This is a genomic window from Streptomyces sp. NPDC006624 (assembly GCF_040611555.1).
Classification (GTDB): domain Bacteria; phylum Actinomycetota; class Actinomycetes; order Streptomycetales; family Streptomycetaceae; genus Streptomyces.
The window spans coordinates 147,275-164,739 of record NZ_JBEXOM010000008.1; the positions used below are offsets into that span (position 1 = coordinate 147,275).

17 protein-coding genes and 2 tRNA genes are annotated in these 17,465 nt (G+C 72.3%); 4 read left to right on the forward strand and 15 right to left on the reverse strand.

Translation table 11 applies throughout. From position 1 onward, the window contains the following. Nucleotides 1-237: 237 nt before the first annotated feature. On the forward strand, nt 238-1,503 hold the full coding sequence (locus ABZY20_RS17575) for a cytochrome b/b6 domain-containing protein (RefSeq protein ID WP_356442422.1): 1,266 nt from the start codon (nt 238-240) through the stop codon (nt 1,501-1,503). Next, nucleotides 1,500-3,110, forward strand: a complete 1,611-nt coding sequence (locus ABZY20_RS17580) for an NADH-ubiquinone oxidoreductase-F iron-sulfur binding region domain-containing protein (RefSeq protein WP_356442423.1) — start codon at nt 1,500-1,502, stop codon at nt 3,108-3,110. Before ABZY20_RS17575 ends, ABZY20_RS17580 begins: the two co-directional genes overlap by 4 nt. Nucleotides 3,111-3,230: 120 nt before the next feature. Here ABZY20_RS17580 and ABZY20_RS17585 read toward each other — a convergent pair. The 10 genes from ABZY20_RS17585 to ABZY20_RS17630 all read right to left on the reverse strand — a co-directional run bounded on the left by ABZY20_RS17585 (nt 3,231) and on the right by ABZY20_RS17630 (nt 8,440). Continuing rightward, a tRNA-Ala gene (locus ABZY20_RS17585) sits at nt 3,231-3,303 on the reverse strand. A gap of 109 nt (nt 3,304-3,412) precedes the next feature. Then, entirely contained in the window at nt 3,413-3,646 is a 234-nt protein-coding gene (locus tag ABZY20_RS17590; RefSeq protein ID WP_006136074.1) for a hypothetical protein, read from the reverse strand. Nucleotides 3,647-3,649: 3 nt separating this feature from the next. Then, nucleotides 3,650-3,823 carry a hypothetical protein gene (locus ABZY20_RS17595; protein ID WP_356442424.1) on the reverse strand — a complete coding sequence of 58 codons (174 nt, stop codon included), beginning with the start codon at nt 3,821-3,823 and terminating at the stop codon, nt 3,650-3,652. A gap of 200 nt (nt 3,824-4,023) precedes the next feature. Continuing rightward, nucleotides 4,024-4,096 (reverse strand) — tRNA-Ala (locus tag ABZY20_RS17600). Between the two features lie 97 nt (nt 4,097-4,193). Next, nucleotides 4,194-4,865, reverse strand: a complete 672-nt coding sequence (locus ABZY20_RS17605; RefSeq protein ID WP_356442552.1) for a histidine phosphatase family protein — start codon at nt 4,863-4,865, stop codon at nt 4,194-4,196. After that, complete coding sequence (gene rsfS, locus ABZY20_RS17610; RefSeq protein ID WP_356442425.1) at nt 4,856-5,302, reverse strand: ribosome silencing factor; 447 nt, start codon at nt 5,300-5,302, stop codon at nt 4,856-4,858. The genes ABZY20_RS17605 and rsfS overlap by 10 nt, the downstream gene beginning before the upstream one ends. Before the next feature lie 115 nt (nt 5,303-5,417). Then, the gene (locus tag ABZY20_RS17615) at nt 5,418-7,106 is read right to left on the reverse strand and encodes an LCP family protein (protein ID WP_356442426.1); all 1,689 of its coding nucleotides are present in this window, start codon (nt 7,104-7,106) and stop codon (nt 5,418-5,420) included. Nucleotides 7,107-7,122: 16 nt separating this feature from the next. Further along, nucleotides 7,123-7,866: a nicotinate-nucleotide adenylyltransferase gene (gene nadD / locus ABZY20_RS17620; protein ID WP_356442427.1), complete on the reverse strand. Its 744-nt coding sequence runs from the start codon at nt 7,864-7,866 to the stop codon at nt 7,123-7,125. Nucleotides 7,867-7,951: 85 nt separating this feature from the next. Beyond that, nucleotides 7,952-8,116, reverse strand: coding sequence for a hypothetical protein (locus ABZY20_RS17625; RefSeq protein ID WP_094057638.1), 165 nt, complete (start codon nt 8,114-8,116; stop codon nt 7,952-7,954). Between the two features lie 165 nt (nt 8,117-8,281). Beyond that, nucleotides 8,282-8,440 (reverse strand): hypothetical protein, encoded by a 159-nt coding sequence (locus tag ABZY20_RS17630; protein WP_356442428.1) that lies wholly within the window; start codon nt 8,438-8,440, stop codon nt 8,282-8,284. 125 nt (nt 8,441-8,565) lie between these two features. On the opposite strand from ABZY20_RS17630, the gene ABZY20_RS17635 reads away from it, so the two are divergent. Next, nucleotides 8,566-9,690: a M48 family metallopeptidase gene (locus ABZY20_RS17635; protein WP_356442429.1), complete on the forward strand. Its 1,125-nt coding sequence runs from the start codon at nt 8,566-8,568 to the stop codon at nt 9,688-9,690. 292 nt (nt 9,691-9,982) lie between these two features. Here the strand turns inward: ABZY20_RS17635 and ABZY20_RS17640 are convergent, their stop codons facing one another. The 5 genes from ABZY20_RS17640 to proB all read right to left on the reverse strand — a co-directional run bounded on the left by ABZY20_RS17640 (nt 9,983) and on the right by proB (nt 15,083). Then, the gene (locus ABZY20_RS17640; protein ID WP_356442430.1) at nt 9,983-11,053 is read right to left on the reverse strand and encodes a hypothetical protein; all 1,071 of its coding nucleotides are present in this window, start codon (nt 11,051-11,053) and stop codon (nt 9,983-9,985) included. Nucleotides 11,054-11,142: 89 nt separating this feature from the next. Continuing rightward, entirely contained in the window at nt 11,143-11,736 is a 594-nt protein-coding gene (locus ABZY20_RS17645; protein WP_356442431.1) for a hypothetical protein, read from the reverse strand. A gap of 154 nt (nt 11,737-11,890) precedes the next feature. Continuing rightward, nucleotides 11,891-13,177, reverse strand: a complete 1,287-nt coding sequence (locus ABZY20_RS17650) for a glutamate-5-semialdehyde dehydrogenase (protein ID WP_356442432.1) — start codon at nt 13,175-13,177, stop codon at nt 11,891-11,893. Nucleotides 13,178-13,362: 185 nt separating this feature from the next. Continuing rightward, on the reverse strand, nt 13,363-13,821 hold the full coding sequence (locus ABZY20_RS17655) for a hypothetical protein (protein WP_356442553.1): 459 nt from the start codon (nt 13,819-13,821) through the stop codon (nt 13,363-13,365). A 134-nt stretch (nt 13,822-13,955) separates the two neighbouring features. Then, nucleotides 13,956-15,083: a glutamate 5-kinase gene (gene proB, locus ABZY20_RS17660; protein ID WP_356442433.1), complete on the reverse strand. Its 1,128-nt coding sequence runs from the start codon at nt 15,081-15,083 to the stop codon at nt 13,956-13,958. Between the two features lie 301 nt (nt 15,084-15,384). Between proB and ABZY20_RS17665 the strand changes: the two genes are divergently transcribed. Further along, entirely contained in the window at nt 15,385-17,430 is a 2,046-nt protein-coding gene (locus ABZY20_RS17665; RefSeq protein WP_356442434.1) for a hypothetical protein, read from the forward strand. Nucleotides 17,431-17,465: the final 35 nt, after the last annotated feature.

Here is a 17,465-nt window from a genome sequence, read left to right on the forward strand (position 1 = left end):
AAAGGCTGAACAAGGTTCAAAAGTTACTTCGCGTAACAGCCACTAAGGGGCATCACAACAAGCACATTGTCCTTTGATAACAGCGCAATAACTCAAACCTTCTACCGATCGGTACGGCTCCGCTTAGAGTGCGGCACGGGACCGCTGCCCTCCCGAACCGCTCGGAGTTGCCCCCATGAACCCTCATCGCTCCATCAGCTCGCCACCCCCGGTCACCGGGATGTGGGGAGCCGCGTCGTGAACCCCTACGACTCCACGGCGGACGACTCCTTCGCCGAGTTCCTGAACTTCGGCGCGGGCGTGCTGTCCCTCGTGTGCCTGACCTGCTCGGTGATCTGGGGCCTGGTCGCCCAGGACCGGATCCTGCTGGACGCCCGCAGGCGCATCCTGGCGCAGGCCGTGCACCGGACCACGGCCGTCGCCTCGATCGCCTTCCTGCTGGTGCACATCGGCGTGAAGCTAGCGCTCTCGCACACCTCGTGGATCGCCGCGGTGATCCCCTTCGGGCTGTTCCTCACCGACGAGGAGCTGGTCCAGGGCAGGTCGTTCCTGATCGGCCTGGGCACCCTGGCGGGCATGCTCATGATCTTCGTGGGCATCACCGGCGTGCTCCGCAACCGCTTCGCCTCCCCCGCGCCGGTCGCGGCCCGCTGGCGCGCCATGCACATGCTGGCCTACCCGGCCTGGTGCGCCGCCCTGATCCACGGGCTCTACGCGGGTCGAGCGGCCAAGCCGATCTTCATCATCCTGTACTGCCTGTCGCTGGCCGGCGTGGCCGGAGCCCTCGCCCTGCGCGCGGCTCCGCGCCAGGTCAAGCGCCGGGTCGCCGACCGGCTGACCGAGCTGCTGGGGACCGGCGGGCCCCAGGGCCGCAGGGACCTGGAGGAGAGCCGGTCCCGGACCGGCGGCGGCTCCCCGCTGCCCGGCTACGAGAGCCGGGACGCCTCCCCGAGGGCGGCCGCGTCCCCGTCCGGGCCGCTGTTCGAGAAGGCGGAACGCCCCGCGGCCAAGGAGCCCGCGAACGGCTTCGCGGCGGCCTACCGGGCCGTCTCGGGCCCGCCGCCGGGCGGTCAGCCCTTCGCACCCGGCCCGACCGACCGCATGGAGCTGCCGCTGGACATGCAGCCCACCCAGGCGATGCCGGCCGTGGACAGCCCGTCCAGCACCTCGGGCAGCTGGCCGATCCCGTCCCCGCCCCCGGTCGGCGAGGCCCCGCCGTCGGCCTACGACCCGCTGCAGGACACGGGCTTCAACATCCCGCCCTACGACCCGGCCCAGGACACCGGACAAAACATCCCGGCCTATGGCAATCAAGGCGCCGCCGGCTACGGATCGAGTGATGTGTACGACACGGGTGAGACGAACGCCGTCTACGACACGTACTACCCGAACGACACGTACAACAGCGGTCCCGCCACTGAAACACTGCCCGGTGCGTCCTACGACTTCGACGCACCGGGATCGGGCGAACCTTGGAACACGCCTTCCGGAGGCTTTAAGTGAACGAGGCCCTGCCCGACGTACCCGAAGTCCGCGTGGTCGGCCTTCCCCAGCTCACGTCGGGCTTCGACCTTGTCGATCGGCTCGATCTGCCCATGCACCTCAAGGTGCACGGGCCGCTCGAGCCGATGGGCGGCGAGCAGCTCGCGCAACTCGCCGAACGCATCAACCTGAAGGGCCGCGGCGGCGCGGGCTTCCCCTTCCACAAGAAGCTGCGCTCGGTCGCCGAGGCGGCGATCAAGCGCGGCGTCCGGCCGGTCGTCGTCGTGAACGGCAGCGAGGACGAACCGGCCTGCCGCAAGGACACGGTGCTGATCAACCGTGCCCCGCACCTCATCCTGGACGGCGCGCTGCTGTGCGCCGAGGCCCTGGGTGCCCGCACGCTCGTGGTGGGGGTCACCCGTGAGTCCACACAGCGCTCCATGGAGGCCGCGCTCTCCGAACGCGGCCTCAGCAACGGCCGCCGCTCGGCCCTCCGGGCGCGCGTGCAGCGCAACCCGGTCCGCATGGTCACCGGCGCCGCCGCGTCGCTGATCCGCTCGATCGACGGCGGCCCGGCCATCCCGCCGGGCCGCAAGGTCAGCGCCTCGCAGTACGGCGTCGGCGGCGCGCCCACGCTGCTGTCCAACGCCGAGACCTTCGCCCAGCTGGCCATCGCCGCCCGCATCGGCCCGGAGCGCTACGGCAACACCGGCCTGTACGACGAGCCGGGCACGGTCATGCTCACCGTCTCCGGCGCGGTCGCGCGGCCCATGGTGATCGAGGTCCCGACGGGCGTGCCGCTGCGCTACGTCCTGCAGCTGGCCGGCGCGCCGCCGGTGCCGCAGGGCGTGCTCACCGGCGGCTACCACGGCAAGTGGATCGACGCGGCGACGGTCAACGAGGCGATCGTCTCCCGCAACTCCCTGGACGCGGTGGGCGGTTCGCTGGGCGCCGGCGCCATCCTGCCGATCAGTCAGGACACCTGCCCGCTGGGCGAGTCGCTGCGGGTCGCCCAGTGGCTGGCCGAGGAGAGCGCGGGCCAGTGCGGCCCCTGCTACCTCGGCCTGCCGGCCGCCGCGCGCGGCCTGGAGGACATCCTCAACGGCGGTGGCCCGGCCGCGCTCGAGGCGCTCAAGCAGGTCGCCAAGAACGTGAAGCGGCGCGGCGCCTGCTCGCACCCGGACGGCTCCGCGATGTTCCTGGAGTCGACCATCAAGGCGTTCACGGACGACCTGGCCGCCCATGTCCTCGGCAACGGCTGCGGACGGCGCGTGGAGGGCGTTCTGCCGCTCTTCGAGGGCGGCCGGGCCCCGACGGGCATCCCGGGCGGCGAGTCCGAGGAGAACGGCCCGAGCCGTCAGAAGATCTACGTCGACTGGACGCTGTGCCGTGGCCACGGGCTGTGCGCGGACATCCTCCCCGAGGTGTTCCAGCTCGGCGCGGACGGCTTCCCGACCGTGGCGCAGGCGCAGGTGCCGCGCTACGCCGAGGCCAAGGCTCTACGCGCGGTGCGCCGGTGCCCCGCGCTGGCCCTGCGCATCGAGGAGGACACGCGCTCGGGCGGTGCGCCGTCCCGCAACCTCCCCGTCCTGTCCCAGGGCCGCGGACGCCGCGCTCTGGGCCGCTGAGCGGACGCGTCGGCGGGCTCCTCACCGGGGGGCCCGCCGTATCCGTGTCTCCCCGCGCACAACCCACGCACAACGAGAAGGCGGGCCATCCGATCGGATGGCCCGCCTTCTCATCTGCTGTGGAGCTAAGGAGAATTGAACTCCTGACCTCCTGCATGCCATGCAGGCGCTCTACCAACTGAGCTATAGCCCCTTGCGGTGTTGCCTTCGGGTTTCCCCGGCGGCGAAGCCAACATTACTGGTCCTGCGGGCTCAACACCAAATCGGTTTCGCCTTGCCCGATATGCCCGGAATGCCGGTTCTCAGGCCGTGACGAACGAGTAGAACCGCTTGAGTGTGCAGTGCTCCTCCAGAAGCCGGCCGTAGATCGGCTCGCCCTCCAGTTCGCGGTACGTCTCGATGGGGTCGCCTTTTATGATCAGCGCCCGCGCGCACTCCTCGCACCAGTACTGGTAGTCGGGATTGATCGGTTCCATGTCGCGGACGATCGGCGTCCCGCTGCCGCACCAGTCGCACTTCCGCCTGTGTGCACCCATCGATCAGCTCCAGCTGTGGCCGCAGGCCGTGCACACGTAGGAGATCCCGCCGTTGTCGCCGAGCATCTGGGCCACGTGCGCGGATCCGCAGGAAGGGCAGCTGAGGCGGGTGGACATGTCCCGTGTCAGTCCTGCTCCGAGGAGGTGGTCGACCTCCTCGAGGATGCTCGCAGGCATCGCTACTCCTCCCGTCGGGCCGCGCCCCCTTCCGGCCGTTTGATTCTGCCACGGCCGGACCAATACGGTCAGCGACGCCTCAGTACCAGTCCGGACACGGCACCCCGGCGGGGCCGTAGAGGTATACGCCTCACAGGGCCCGGGTGACTCAACGCGGAGCATGAAAAATCCCGTCCCCTGACGGGAACGGGATCTTGATGTGGAGCTAAGGAGAATTGAACTCCTGACCTCCTGCATGCCATGCAGGCGCTCTACCAACTGAGCTATAGCCCCTCGTCACGCGGTGGAACCGCATGATGTCCGCTTCCCGGCGGGCCGGGCGAACAAGAAGAACTTTAGCCTGCGACCTGCCGGAAAGTGAAATCCGGGGTCAGTCGTCGTCGCCGAGCACCGGCTCGGGCAGCGTGCCGGCGTTGTGCTCCAGCAGACGCCAGCCGCGGGCGCCTTCACCGAGGACGGACCAGCAGCAGTTGGAGAGTCCGCCGAGGCTCTCCCAGTTGTGGGGGTCAAGGCCGAGGAGGCGGCCGATGGTGGTGCGGATGGTGCCGCCGTGGCTGACCACGACGAGCGTGCCGTCCTCGGGGAGCTTCTCGGTGTGCCGGAGGACCACGGGGGCGGCGCGGTCGGCGACCTCGGTCTCCAGTTCGCCCCCGCCGCGGCGCACGGGCTCGCCGCGCTTCCAGGCGGCGTACTCCTCGCCGTGCCGGGCGAGGATCTCCTCGTGCGTCAGGCCCTGCCAGACGCCCGCGTAGGTCTCGCGCAGCCCCTCGTCGTGCGTCACGTCCAGGCCGGTGAGCGTGGCGAGTTCCGCGGCGGTGTGCGCGGCCCGCTGCAGGTCGGAGGCGACGATCGCGTCCGGCTTCAGCGAGGCGAGCAGGCGGGCCGCGCGGCGGGCCTGGGCGAAGCCGGTCTCGGTGAGCGCGACGTCTGTGGTGCCCTGGAAGCGGCGCTCCACGTTCCACGACGTCTGGCCGTGCCGCCAGAGGATGACGCGGCGGCCCCGGCCCGGCCTGCCGGCCTCACTGAAGGTGCTCACCGCCAGTCACCGCCCAGCTCCGCCGCCTCCTCGGCCGCTTGCAGCTTGGCGTGCTCCTCGGCCTTGCCGCGGGTGGCCCTGGCGTCCTCGGGCAGTTCCAGCTCGGGGCAGTCCTTCCACAGCCGCTCCAGGGCGTAGAAGACGCGCTCCTCGCTGTGCTGGACGTGCACCACGATGTCGACGTAGTCGAGCAGGACCCAGCGGGCCTCGCGGTCGCCCTCGCGGCGCACCGGCTTGGCGCCGAGGTCCTTCTGCAGGCGCTCCTCGATCTCGTCGACGATCGCCTTCACCTGGCGGTCGTTGGGAGCCGAGGCGAGCAGGAAGGCGTCCGTGATGGACAGCACGTCACTGACGTCGTAGGCGACGATGTCGTGCGCCAGCTTGTCGGCGGCCGCCTGGGCGGCGGTGTTGATGAGCTCCTGGGAGCGGTCGGTCACGGTCACTGCATGGCTTTCGGTCGGTGGACACTTGTCCCCCAGGGTCTCACGGACCGCGGCGCGCCCCCCACGCGATAAACGAGGATCACGCGGGGGCCGCACTCCCGACCGGTGCCCGGCACTAGCCGGACGACGGTTCGTAGTCCTGGCCGAGGACCACGGAGACGTCGGCGTTCGCCGCGCTCTTGCCCTTGGTGACCGCGCTGCCGGGCAGGCCCAGGGTCTTGGCGACCTCGGCGGCCTCGGCCTTGCCGGCGGCGTCGGCGTAGACGACCTGCGACGTGGCGCGGGCGCCGGCGGTGCCGCCCTCCAGGAAGGTGAAGCCGCCGTTGAGGAGCACCACGCGGGCCTTCTCGGTGTTGTCCTTGACGCCGGTGGCGTTCTGGACGGAGACGCGGACGGCGGCGTCCTTGTCGGGGCTCTTGGCGGAGCCGCCGAGGACGTTCCTGACCACCTCGGCGCCGGTCTGGGCGCTCAGCGTGCCGTCGCCCTGGACGGGCAGCAGGTCCGTGGCGTAGTCGCCGCCCTTGGCGTGGTCGGAGAGCCCGGCGAGGAAGGAGCCGAGGTCCTTGTCCGTCAGGGACGGGTCGAGGATCTGCGCCAGGGTCTGGATCGTGGTGGTGGCGGCCTGGGGGTCGGAGGACATCTTGCGCAGCACGGCCTGCATGACCTGCCCGAAGCGCTCCAGCTGGGCGTTCTGCGCCTCGCCGGTCGCGCGGTAGGTGGCGTAGGCGACGGCGGCCTTGCCGCTGAGGGTCTGGTCCTTGCCCTGGTTGACCAGGGGTGCCTCGCCCTTCTTCTCGGCCCCGGGGTCGGGGACGTCGGTGTCGGTGTCGACCTCGATGTTGCCGACGAGGTCGACGAGGTTCTGCAGGTAGGGGGTGTCCAGGCGCCAGGTGCCCTCGATGGCGGTACCGAGGACCGAGTCGAGCGCCTCTCGGGTGCCGTCGGAGCCGTCGTCGTCGACCGACTTGGCGAGGGTCGTCGTGGTGCCGTCGTCGCTGGTCAGGGCGAGCGAGTTGGGCAGCAGGACGGTGGTGCCCTTCCCGGTGGTGGTGTTGTCGACGAGGAGGGCCGTGGAGGTGCCGCCGCCCTTGGTGTCGTGCAGGTGCACGACGATGACGTCCCGCTTCTGGGCGCCCGCGGCCGTCGCGGTGCCCTCCTTGGAGCCGTCGGAGGACAGGCCGGGCAGCTTGCCCGCGTACCAGAGGTAGCCGACGCCGCCGGCCGCGACGAGCGCGAGGACGACGGCCAGGGCGACGATCCTGCTGCGGGCGCGGCGCCGGGCCTCCTCGCGGCGCTCGGTGCGGTTCTCGGTGAACTTCAGCCAGTCGATGACGTCTTCGGAGTCGCCGTCCGGTTCCTCGACGAAGGCGAACTGCTCGGTGCGGTAGTCCCGTTCCTGCTCGGCGGGGGCCTCGTCGTGGCCGGCGGGCCCGGCCTGCCGGGGGATGTGGGGGGTCTGCCGGGGCGCCTGCGGGGAGGTCTGCTGGGCGGTCTGCCCGGCGGCGCGGGACGGCTCGCCGTACGGCTCCTGGGGGCCGCCCTGCTGCCCGCCGGTCGCGTAGGGGTCGTAGCCGTAGCCCTGCTGCTGTTGCTGCTGCCCGCCGTAGTCGTACGCGGGCGGGGGCTGCTGCTGCCCGTCCGTGGCGTAGGGGTCGTAGCCGTACGCCTGCTGGTGCTGCTGGGCGTACGGGTCGTAGGTCTGCTGCTGGGCCGGGACCTGCCGGTAGACAGGCCGGCCGTACTCGTCGTAGCCGACGAGCTCGTACTGGTCGCCCCCGTACCCCGGGTCGTATCGGTCGTTCACCGGTGCCCCTCTCGGCTCACTCGCCGCGGTACAGCTCGCGCTTGTCGATATAGCGCACGACGCCGTCCGGCACCAGGTACCAGATGGGATCGCCCTCGGCGACTCTCGCACGGCAGTCCGTGGAGGAGATGGCGAGCGCGGGAACCTCCACGAGCGAGACACCCCCCTCCGGGAGCCCGGGGTCGTTCAGATGGTGGCCCGGCCGGGTGACCCCGATGAAGTGCGCGAGGGAGAACAGCTCCTCGCTGTCCCGCCAGGTCAGGATCTGGGCGAGCGCGTCGGCGCCGGTGATGAAGAACAGGTCCGTGTCGGGGTTGAGGGCGCGCAGGTCGCGCAGGGTGTCCACGGTGTAGGTGGGGCCGCCGCGGTCGATGTCGATGCGGCTCACGGAGAACTGCGGGTTCTCGGCGGTCGCGATGACCGTCATCAGGTAGCGGTCCTCGGCCGGGGAGACGCTGCGGTGGCTCTTCTGCCAGGGCTGGCCGGTGGGGACGAACACCACCTCGTCGAGGCGGAACGCCGCGGCGACCTCGCTGGCGGCCACCAGGTGCCCGTGGTGGATCGGGTCGAACGTGCCGCCCATGACGCCGAGGCGGCGCCTGCCCGGCTGCGACGGGCCCCTGCCGGGGCCGTAGGTCCGGGGGGCGTCCGCGGCGGCACGGCGGGGCTCCGGGTGCCGCTCGGTGCCGCTCGCCGTGTCCTGTGCCGGGTCGTGCGGCGTCTCGCTCGCCGGACCGGTAGGCATGTCCTGCTCTCCCATGCGTGCAGACCCTACCGGCCCCGCCTGAGGGCCCCGGCGGCCCCCGTGGTCCCCGGGGCGCCCCGCGCGGGGCGCCCGGCCGGGCTCAGCGGTCGCGGTTGAAGCGGGTGGTGATCCACAGCAGGAGCAGCAGGATGAAGAGGGCGGCACCACCGGTGAGGTAGGGGCTGAGGCTCTCGTGGTTTCCGCCGTGCTCCTCGCCCTCGGCGGCGAGGGTGACCAACTGGGCAGCGGTGCTGTGGAAGCTCATCTTCGGCAGTACCTATCGCGTGAGGGCGGGTTAAAGACGTCGGCTCATCGTAAGCGGGCGCCCCGAGCGCGATCACCCCGACTCCGCCTGTTCGTCTCGCGCCAGGCCGCGGGAGCTGCCGCCGGGCCCGGTCGCGGGGCCCCGCGAGGGAACCTTCGCGGTGGCTCAGTCGTCCTTCCGTCTGTAGCCACGCAGCAGGAACCACGCGGTCAGCGCACACCCCACGATCATCACGATGAGAACGATCCGGAGAATCCCCGGCCCTCCTTGCCGGTCGGCCGCGCTCGCGGCCTCGGCGAGCCAGGCGGCGGGGTGCTGCTCCATGACGGTGGTTCCCTTCGCCGTACTGCCCGACCACCGTAACTCCGCCTAGGCTGAGCTCGGTCCCGGGGAAGCAAAGGGCCGCACAAGGGGCCGCAAAGGTCATCCATACGCACATGGGGGAAGACATGTCCGACGGCCACGCGCACCAGGGCCACGAGCACGTGCCGAGCAGGCAGCGCAGGCGCTTCCCCGGCATCTCCTCGCGCGCCTACGAGCACCCGGCCGACCGCTCCGCCCTGGTGGCGCTGCGCAAGCTGAGCGGGTTCGACACGGTGTTCAAGGCGCTCAGCGGCCTGCTGCCGGAGCGCAGTCTGCGGCTGCTGTTCCTGTCCGACTCGGTTCGCGTGTCGGACCAGCAGTTCGCCCATCTGAACGTGATGCTGCGGGACGCCTGCTACATCCTGGACCTGGAGAAGGTCCCGCCGATGTACGTGAACCAGGACCCGCAGCCCAACGCGATGTGCATCGGCCTGGACGAGCCGATCATCGTCGTGACGACGGGCCTGGTCGAGCTGCTCGACGAAGAGGAGATGCGGGCGGTCGTCGGCCACGAGGTGGGGCACGCGCTGTCCGGCCACTCGGTGTACCGGACGATCCTGCTGTTCCTGACCAGCCTCGCCGTCCGGGTCGCCTGGATCCCGCTGGGCAATTTCGCGATCATGGCGATCGTGACCGGGCTGCGGGAGTGGTTCCGCAAGTCGGAGCTGTCCGCCGACCGGGCGGGGCTGCTGGTGGGGCAGGATCTGCAGGCGTCCATGCGGGGCCTGATGAAGATCGCCGGCGGCAACCACCTGCACGAGATGAACGTGGACGCGTTCCTCGCCCAGGCCGAGGAGTACGAGGCCGGGGGCGACCTGCGCGACTCCGTGCTGAAGATCCTCAACGTGATGCCCCGCTCCCACCCGTTCACCACCGTGCGGGCGGCGGAGCTGAAGAGGTGGGCCGAGTCGCGGGACTACCAGCGGATCATGGACGGCCACTACGCGCGGCGCGACGAGGACAAGGACACCTCGGTCCGGGACTCCTGGCGGGAGTCGGCGGCCCACTACACCTCAGAGGTGAAGAACTCCAAGGACCCGCTGATGAAGCTGGTCACCGACCTGGCGGGCGGCGCCGGCGACCTGGGGGACCGGGTCCGGCGCGGCTTCGGCGGCTTCACGGGTTCGGGTCAGCGGCCGTCCTCCGGCGGTACGGGGACACCGGACGGGTCCGACGGCCCGGGCGGCGACGGCCCGCGCGACGGCAAGTGACCAGGTGACACCGGGCCGGGGGACCGGGGCGGTGCCCCGGGCCTGAGCGGAGGCCCCGCGGGGGCCGCGGCGCGCGGGAGAAGCGGGGAGCGTGGGAGGCCCGGGGGGGTGCGAATGCCCGGGGGGTGCGAATGCCCGGGGGGTGCGAATGCCCGGGGGGTGCGAATGCCGGGGGGGTGCGAGTGCCGGGGGGGTGCGAGTGCCCGGGGGCGCGGGAGGCCCGGGGGTGCGAGTGCCCACCCGGCGTGCCCCCCCCAGGACCCCCAAGCCCCGCGCCGGCGCCGGTGGCGCCTCACACCTTCGGCAGCGCGCTCGTCGCCAGCGAGCCGCACAGGGCCGTCGCGCTGCCCGTGGCGTACGGGTCGGTGCCGGCCGGTCCGCCCTCCTTGGCGGTCTGGCCGGCGAGCAGGGGCCGGAGGTGGTTCGTGGAGTCCTCGGCACAGGAGAGCGGTCCGGCCTGGACGTAGGAGACGACGAGCTGGGCCTGGTGCAGGCGCAGGTCGTCGCGGTCGAAGCGGAAGTGCAGCTCGCGCCGGACGGTGAACAGGGAGGCGTCGGCCTTGTCCCCGGCCCCGGCCGGGCGCAGCGCGTACACGAACGTGTGGTCCGCGGTGACCTCCAGCGTCGAGGAGTCGACCTCGGCGGCCTGCAGGGTGCCCTGGACGCGCACCTCGCGGTCGGCGAGCTCGGCCCGGCCGGGGTCGAAGCGGACCAGCCAGCCGGTGGGCGCGTGGCGTCCGTCCGGGGTGGGGCGGGCGAAGCTCTGGTCGAACTGGTCCAGCTGGTCGGGGTCCAGCAGCACCCGCACGGCGCGGACCTCGCCGCCCGTGACGACGTCCGGGTCGATGGCGGACCGGACGATGTAGTCCTTGGCGGTGGTCAGGGCGGTCACGACCTGGCTGTCCGAGAAGTGCGCGGTGCGCCGCGAGGGAGGCAGCGCCACCCCCTCCGCGCCGACCTTGAACTGCGCGGCGGGGCTGTTGTCGTACAGGGACGCCGTGTCGGCCGTGCCGGGCACCTTGCCCTCGGGGGCCAGCGGGATGACGGTCATGCGCAGGGGCTCGGCGGTGCCCTTGGCGGCGGGGGTCTGGTACGGGTGCCGTACGCCCATGTAGATGGCGGTGCCGAAGGCGAGGGCGATCAGCAGCACGAGGACCAGTGCCTGCCGTGAGAGGCCGCGGCGCAGGGGCGGGCGGCGGCGCACGGCGGGCGCGTGGTCGCCGATGCGCTCCTGGGCGGAGAACTCCTGCAGCCGCGCAGCGCGGACGAACGACTCGTCGAAGACGACGGATCGGTACTCGTCCTCTCCACCTCCGGAAGCGCCCTCGGGTGTCCCCTCGGGTGGGTCTCCAGGTCCGCCCATATCTTCAGGGTAGGTCGCCCGAAGCCCGGGTAAACGCCCCGCTCCGCCACAAGTTCTGACAGGTTCTCACCAAGAAGGGCGGGTTCAGGTCAGGGGGTGCGGGGGATCACCGACATGGCCGGCCGGGAGTGGTCGGCGGAGGCGGAGGGGGCCGCGCCGCCGCCCTGTTCCTGCCCTGTCGAGGCGGGCGGCGGCACCGGGTCCTCGCGGTTGGAGGACGCGCCCCGGTAGACCGCCGTGAAGGCCAGCGCGACCATGCCGATGCCCATCACGAGGGCGAGTACCCAGGCGACGGGGCGGTGCCAGCGCACCTGTCTGGAGTAGGGCCCGCCGTCGCCGTAGTGGTCCTCGAGGAGATCGGGGTCGTCGAGGTCGTCGAGGTCGGGATCACGGTCGAAGCCGCGGTGGCCGTATCCGTCGTCGAAGCGCTCGCCCGCGGAGTGGGCGCGGCGGGCCTCCGCCTCGGAGGCCTCGGCTCTCGCCTGTGCGGCGGCCAGGAGACGCTCCACGGCGGTCGGCTCGTGGACCACGGCCGCGCGTACGAAGGCCTCGTCGAAGACCACGGAGGCGAACTCTTCGTCCGACACCCCGCGGTCGTGGTCGTCGTCGGGCTCGCGGCCGTCCGAGAACGGCGTGCCCCCCACGTCCTCCGGCACGCATCCAGAGTAGACCTGGGGGGTCATTTTGGGCAGACGGCAGGGAAATTCATCCGCCGGTCGAGACGGCGTTCCCGGTGCTCCCCGCGGCGCGCGGCCAGGGGGTCCGCCCCCGCCGCACACCGATACGCCGCCGCGCATACCCACTACGCCGTTCGGGGCGGGTGCGGGTCCGGTGCGCTCAGCGGCGGACGTGCCCGTCGCCGGTCACGATGTACTTGGTGCTGGTCAGCTCCGGGAGGCCCATCGGGCCGCGGGCGTGCAGCTTCTGCGTGGAGATGCCGATCTCCGCGCCGAAGCCGAACTGGCCGCCGTCGGTGAAGCGGGTGGAGGCGTTCACGGCGACGGTGGTGGAGTCGACCAGCTGGGTGAAGCGGCGCGCGGCCTGCTGGGAGGTCGTGACGATGGCCTCGGTGTGGCCGGAGGTCCACAGCCGGATGTGCTCGACGGCCTTGTCCAGCGAGTCGACGACCGCGGCGGCGATGTCGTAGGACAGGTACTCGGTCTCCCAGTCTTCGGCGGTCGCCTCGACGACGGTGGCCTTGGAGTCCTTGGCGTAGGCCTGCACGCGCTCGTCGGCGTGCACGGTGACCCCGGCCTCCGCGAGGGCGTCCAGGGCGCGCGGCAGGAAGGCGGCGGCGATGTCCTGGTGGACCAGCAGGGTCTCGGCGGCGTTGCAGACGCCGACCCGCTGGGCCTTGGAGTTGATCAGGATCTCGACGGCCATGTCGAGGTCGGCCTGGGCGTCGACGTAGACGTGGCAGTTGCCGGTGCCGGTCTCGATGACCGGGACGACGGACTCCTGGACGACCGTGTTGATCAGGGAGGCGCCGCCGCGCGGGATGAGCACGTCGACCAGGCCGCGGGCGCGCATCAGCTCGCGCACGCTGTCGCGGCTCTCGCCGGGCACGAGCTGAATGGCGTCGGCGGGCAGCCCGGCCCCGCCCACGGCGTCGCGCAGGACGCGCACCAGGGCGGTGTTCGACTGGTAGGCGGAGGAGGAGCCGCGCAGCAGGACGGCGTTGCCCGACTTCAGGCAGAGGGCGGCGGCGTCGACGGTCACGTTCGGCCGGCCCTCGTAGATGATCCCGACGACGCCGAGCGGCACGCGGACCTGGCGCAGGTCGATGCCGTTGGGCAGCGTGGAGCCGCGGACGACCTCGCCGACCGGGTCGGGCAGGGCGGCCACGTCGCGCACGTCTGAGGCGATGGCGCGGACCCGCTCGGGGGTGAGCGTGAGCCGGTCGATCATGCCCTCGCTGATGCCGGCCTCGCGGGCCTTGGCGACGTCCTTGGCGTTGGCCTCGACGATCTCGCTCGTACGGACCTCCAGCGCGTCCGCGATGGCGAGCAGCGCGTCGTCCTTGTCGGCCCGCGGCAGCGGCGCGAGGCTCGCGGCGGCGGCCTTGGCGCGGTAGGCGGCCTCGGTGACCGGGGACATCGAGTCGTACGGAGAGAGCGTGGTCATACCGGAAGCGTAGTGCGCCGGGCGGATCCGTTCATCGCGCATTCCACACCCCGAGACACACCCCGAGACACGTCCCGAGACACGTCCCTGACGGGATCGGACCGGCAGATGACCGGGACCGGACAGGGCTCGGACCCGGACCCGGACTCGGACCGGACCCTGACCGGACAGGGACCGCAGGGCGATCAGAAGGGGTGGACTCCGACGGGCGAGGCAGGGGGCGGTCCGTAGCCCTCGGCGATGCGCTGGTGGTAGGTCGCGCGGTCGATGACCTCCAGGCCGACGATCTCCCAGGGCGGCAGCCCCGCGGTCTGCCGGTGCTCGCCCCACAGCCGCAGGGCGACGGCGGCCGCGTCGTGCAGGTCGCGGGCCTCCTCCCAGTAGCGGATCTCCGCGTGGTCGACGGCGTAGCGGCTGGTCAGCAGGAAGGGGTGGTCGTGCGCGAGCTGTTCCAGGGCGCGCCGGACCTCGGGGAGCGGGGCCTCCTTGCCGGAGACGCTGAGGGTGACGTGCCACAGGCGCGGGGTGTCCGCGGGTTCCCCGCCCTCGAAGCGGTCCCCGGCCGCCACGCTGGTCAGGGCGCGCTCCTCGCCGGTCGTGCGGGAGCCGGCACCACCACGGGACGCGGCGGTCCCAGGGCGCACTCGTCTCACGACGACCTCCTTCGCTCAGCGGCGCTGCTGCGGAACAGTTCCCTGCGTCAAAGTTGAGCAGGCCGCAAGGGATCGCGTGGCGGTTTTGCGGAACGTCCACCACCGGGGGCGGATGTTTGGGCACATTACGGGTGCAGAAGCACCAGGTCGTCCCTGTGTACGACCTCGCGTTCGTACGCGGGGCCGAGTTCGCGGGCCAGCTCGCGGGTCGAGCGGCCGATGAGGCGGGGGATCTCCTTGGCGTCGAAGCTGACGAGCCCGCGGGCCACCGCGCGTCCCGTGCCGTCGCGCAGCTCGACCGGGTCGCCGGCGCTGAACTCGCCCTCGACGGCGGCGATACCGGCCGGCAGCAGCGACTTGCGCCGCCGCACGACGGCTTCCACGGCGCCGTCGTCCAGGGTGAGCGCGCCCTGCGGGGTGGAGGCGTGCTGGAGCCACAGCAGCCGGTCGGCGGAGCGCTTGCCGGTGGGGTGGAAGTAGGTGCCGGTGTCCTGGCCGGTCAGGGCGTCGGCGGCGTGGACGGCGCTGGTGAGGACGACGGGGACACCGGCGGCGGCCGCGATCCGGGCGGCCTCGACCTTGGTGACCATGCCGCCGGTGCCGACTCCGGCCTTGCCCGCGCTGCCGATCTCGACGTGGGCGAGGTCGGAGGGGTCGTGCACCTCGGCGATGCGGGAGGTGCCGGGCCTGCCGGGGTCGCCGTCGTAGACGCCGTCCACGTCGGAGAGCAGCACCAGCAGGTCGGCGCGGACGAGGTGGGCGACGAGGGCGGCGAGGCGGTCGTTGTCGCCGAAGCGGATCTCGTCCGTGGCGACGGTGTCGTTCTCGTTGACGACCGGGACGGCACCCATGGCGAGCAGTTTGTCGAGGGTGCGCGAGGCGTTGCGGTGGTGGGCGCGGCGGCTCATGTCGTCGGAGGTGAGCAGCACCTGGCCCACGCGCACGCCGTAGCGGGCGAAGGAGGCGGTGTAGCGGGCGACCAGCAGCCCCTGGCCGACGCTGGCGGCGGCCTGCTGGCGGGCCAGGTCCTTGGGGCGGCGCCGCAGGCCCAGCGGGGCGAGACCGGCGGCGATGGCGCCCGAGGAGACCAGGACGACCTCACGCTCCCCCGAACCGCGCACCTTGGCGAGCACGTCGACCAGCGCGTCCACACGGTCGGCGTCCAGGCCGCCCGAGGCGGTGGTCAGCGAGGAGGAGCCGACCTTGACGACGATCCTTCGGGCCTCGCCCACGGCCTGCCTTGCCCCTGCCACGTCGCCGCCCGTCCCCTCAACGTCGTTCCGGTCCCTCACCAGGAAATCTACGGGACGCGCGGACGCGGCGCGGAGCCGGTCCACGCTACGGACAGTGCCGGGCGGATCACGCGGCGGCGGGGGCGGCAGTGATTTCGCACCCCACCCCGCGACAGGACGGCGATCATCCGCTACCGTCCGATCGCACGGCGGGACGGCAGTCGTCTGCCATGAACCGGACACGCGCGTGTCGTCCGGAGGTCGCCGCGCGTTAACCCGGACGGCCGATGCGCGCCGAACCGAAGCTCCTGGAGTGACCGCAGTGCCCCTACCTCTCCCCCGCCCACCGGCCCTGTTCAAAGGGCTGGTCACCCTCGCCCTGGCCGCCGCGTTCGCCGCCCAGGCGGTCGCGGCGCTGCTGCCGCACGTCCCGCTGCTGCTCGCCGCGACCGCTCTGTCCCTGGTCACCGAGGGCGTGCTGTACCGCTGGCAGCGCGGTGTGCTGAACCTCTTCGCCAAGTCCCAGGCGGACATCACCGTGCGGCACGTCCTGCGGGACCTGCTGCTGGTCGTGGGTCTGCTGCGGCTCGGCGAGCAGGACCGGGAGACGGTGTACGTCCCGCTGGTGGCCGGGCTGCTCGGGTTCTACGTGCTGCACTGCGCGATCCAGGCGGCCTCGGTGCTGGTGCGCCGCACCCGCACGCTGCCGGTGCTCACCCGCAACATCGACGCCTCGGCGCTGCGGCTCTCCCCCGCCCCGCACGTGCTGCTGCGCCGCCCCGGCCCCCGGCTGCTGGTGCTCGGCCTGCCGGCGACGGCGGGGCTGCTGGCCACCGCCTCCACCGACCGGCCGGTGTACGGGGCCGCCGGTGTCGCGCTCTCGCTGGTCCTCGCGCTGGCCGGCCTGGGCGCGCTGCTGGTCCGGCTGCTGCCGGGCCGCCGTCCGGCCGACGAGCAGCGGGTGCTGGAGTGGTTCGACGCGTGGCTGGCCGAGTACCGGCCGACGGTCGGCCTGTACTTCTCCGGCGGCGCCTCCTCGGCGTACCAGGCGAACATGTGGCTGGAGCCGCTGGCGAAGGTCGACGGCCGGCCGGTCATCGTGCTGCGCGAGCGGTTCATGGTGCAGAAGATCGCCGCGACGGACATCCCGATCGTCTGCCTGCCGAAGGTGTCCACGCTGATGCGTCTTGAGCAGTCCACGCTCCAGGTGCTGATCCACCCGTCGAACTCCGGCAAGACCTCCCAGGTGCTGCGCATCCCCACGATCAAGCACACCTTCGTCAACCACGGCGAGAGCGACAAGCTCTCCTCGTGCAACCCGTACGCCAAGGCGTACGACGAGGTGTGGGTGGCCGGTCCCGCCGCCCGCGAGCGGTACGCGCTGGCCGAGGTCGGGGTCGAGGACAAGGACGTGGTGGAGACGGGCCGCCCGCAGCTGGACGGCGTGCTGCCCGGCACGGGCGCGCCGACGGGGGCGTACACGACCGTGCTGTACGCGCCGACCTGGGAGGGCTGGGACGGCAACCCCGGCAACACCTCGGTGATCGAGGCCGGCGAGAACCTGGTGCGGGCGCTGCTGGCCGACCCGGGCGTGCGGCTGCTGTACAAGCCGCACCCGCTGACGGGCTCGGTGGACCCGCGCGCCGGAGCGGCGGACCTGCGCATCCGGGAGCTGATCCGGGCGGCGAACCGGGAGCGGACGGAGCAGCGTCCCCCGGCCGGCGCGGAGGTGACCGCACGGGCCGCCGAGCTGGACCGCCTCACCACGTCCGTCTTCCGGTCCGGGGCCGACACCGTGGAGCGGATGCTGCTGCAGTCGGCGCCGGAGCCGGGCCGCGCGGAGGCGGTGGCGCGGGCGACGGCCGCGTGGGAGGAGGCGTACTGGGCCTCGCTGCCGGAGGGCGAGCACCAGGTCATCACGGACGCCCGGCCCGCGCTGTACTCCTGCTTCAACGCGGCCGACCTGCTGATCTCCGACGTCTCCAGCGTGATCAGCGACTTCCTGGCCAGCGAGAAGCCGTACGCGGTGGCCAACACCAGCGGGCTGCCCGAGGACGCCTTCCGCGCGGCGTTCCCGACGGTGGCCGCGGCGACCGTGCTGACGCCGGACGCGGCCGGTGTGCCGGCGCTGCTGGAGACGGTCCGGCACCCGGAGAAGGACGAACTGGCCGAAGCCCGCGCCGAGCTGAAGCTCCGCCTGCTGGGGCCGGCCGAGCCGTCGTCCCAGGAGCGCTTCAACGCGGCCGTACAGGCCCTGTGCGAGACGGCCCGGGAGCACCGGGCCCGGGTGATGGAGCGGCTGCGGGCGGAGCTGCCCGCCGTGCCGAGCCCGCGCTCCGAGCCGGCGGTCACGGCCGCACCGCGCTGACGGAACGGCACGACGAGGCGGCCACGGGGTCGCCG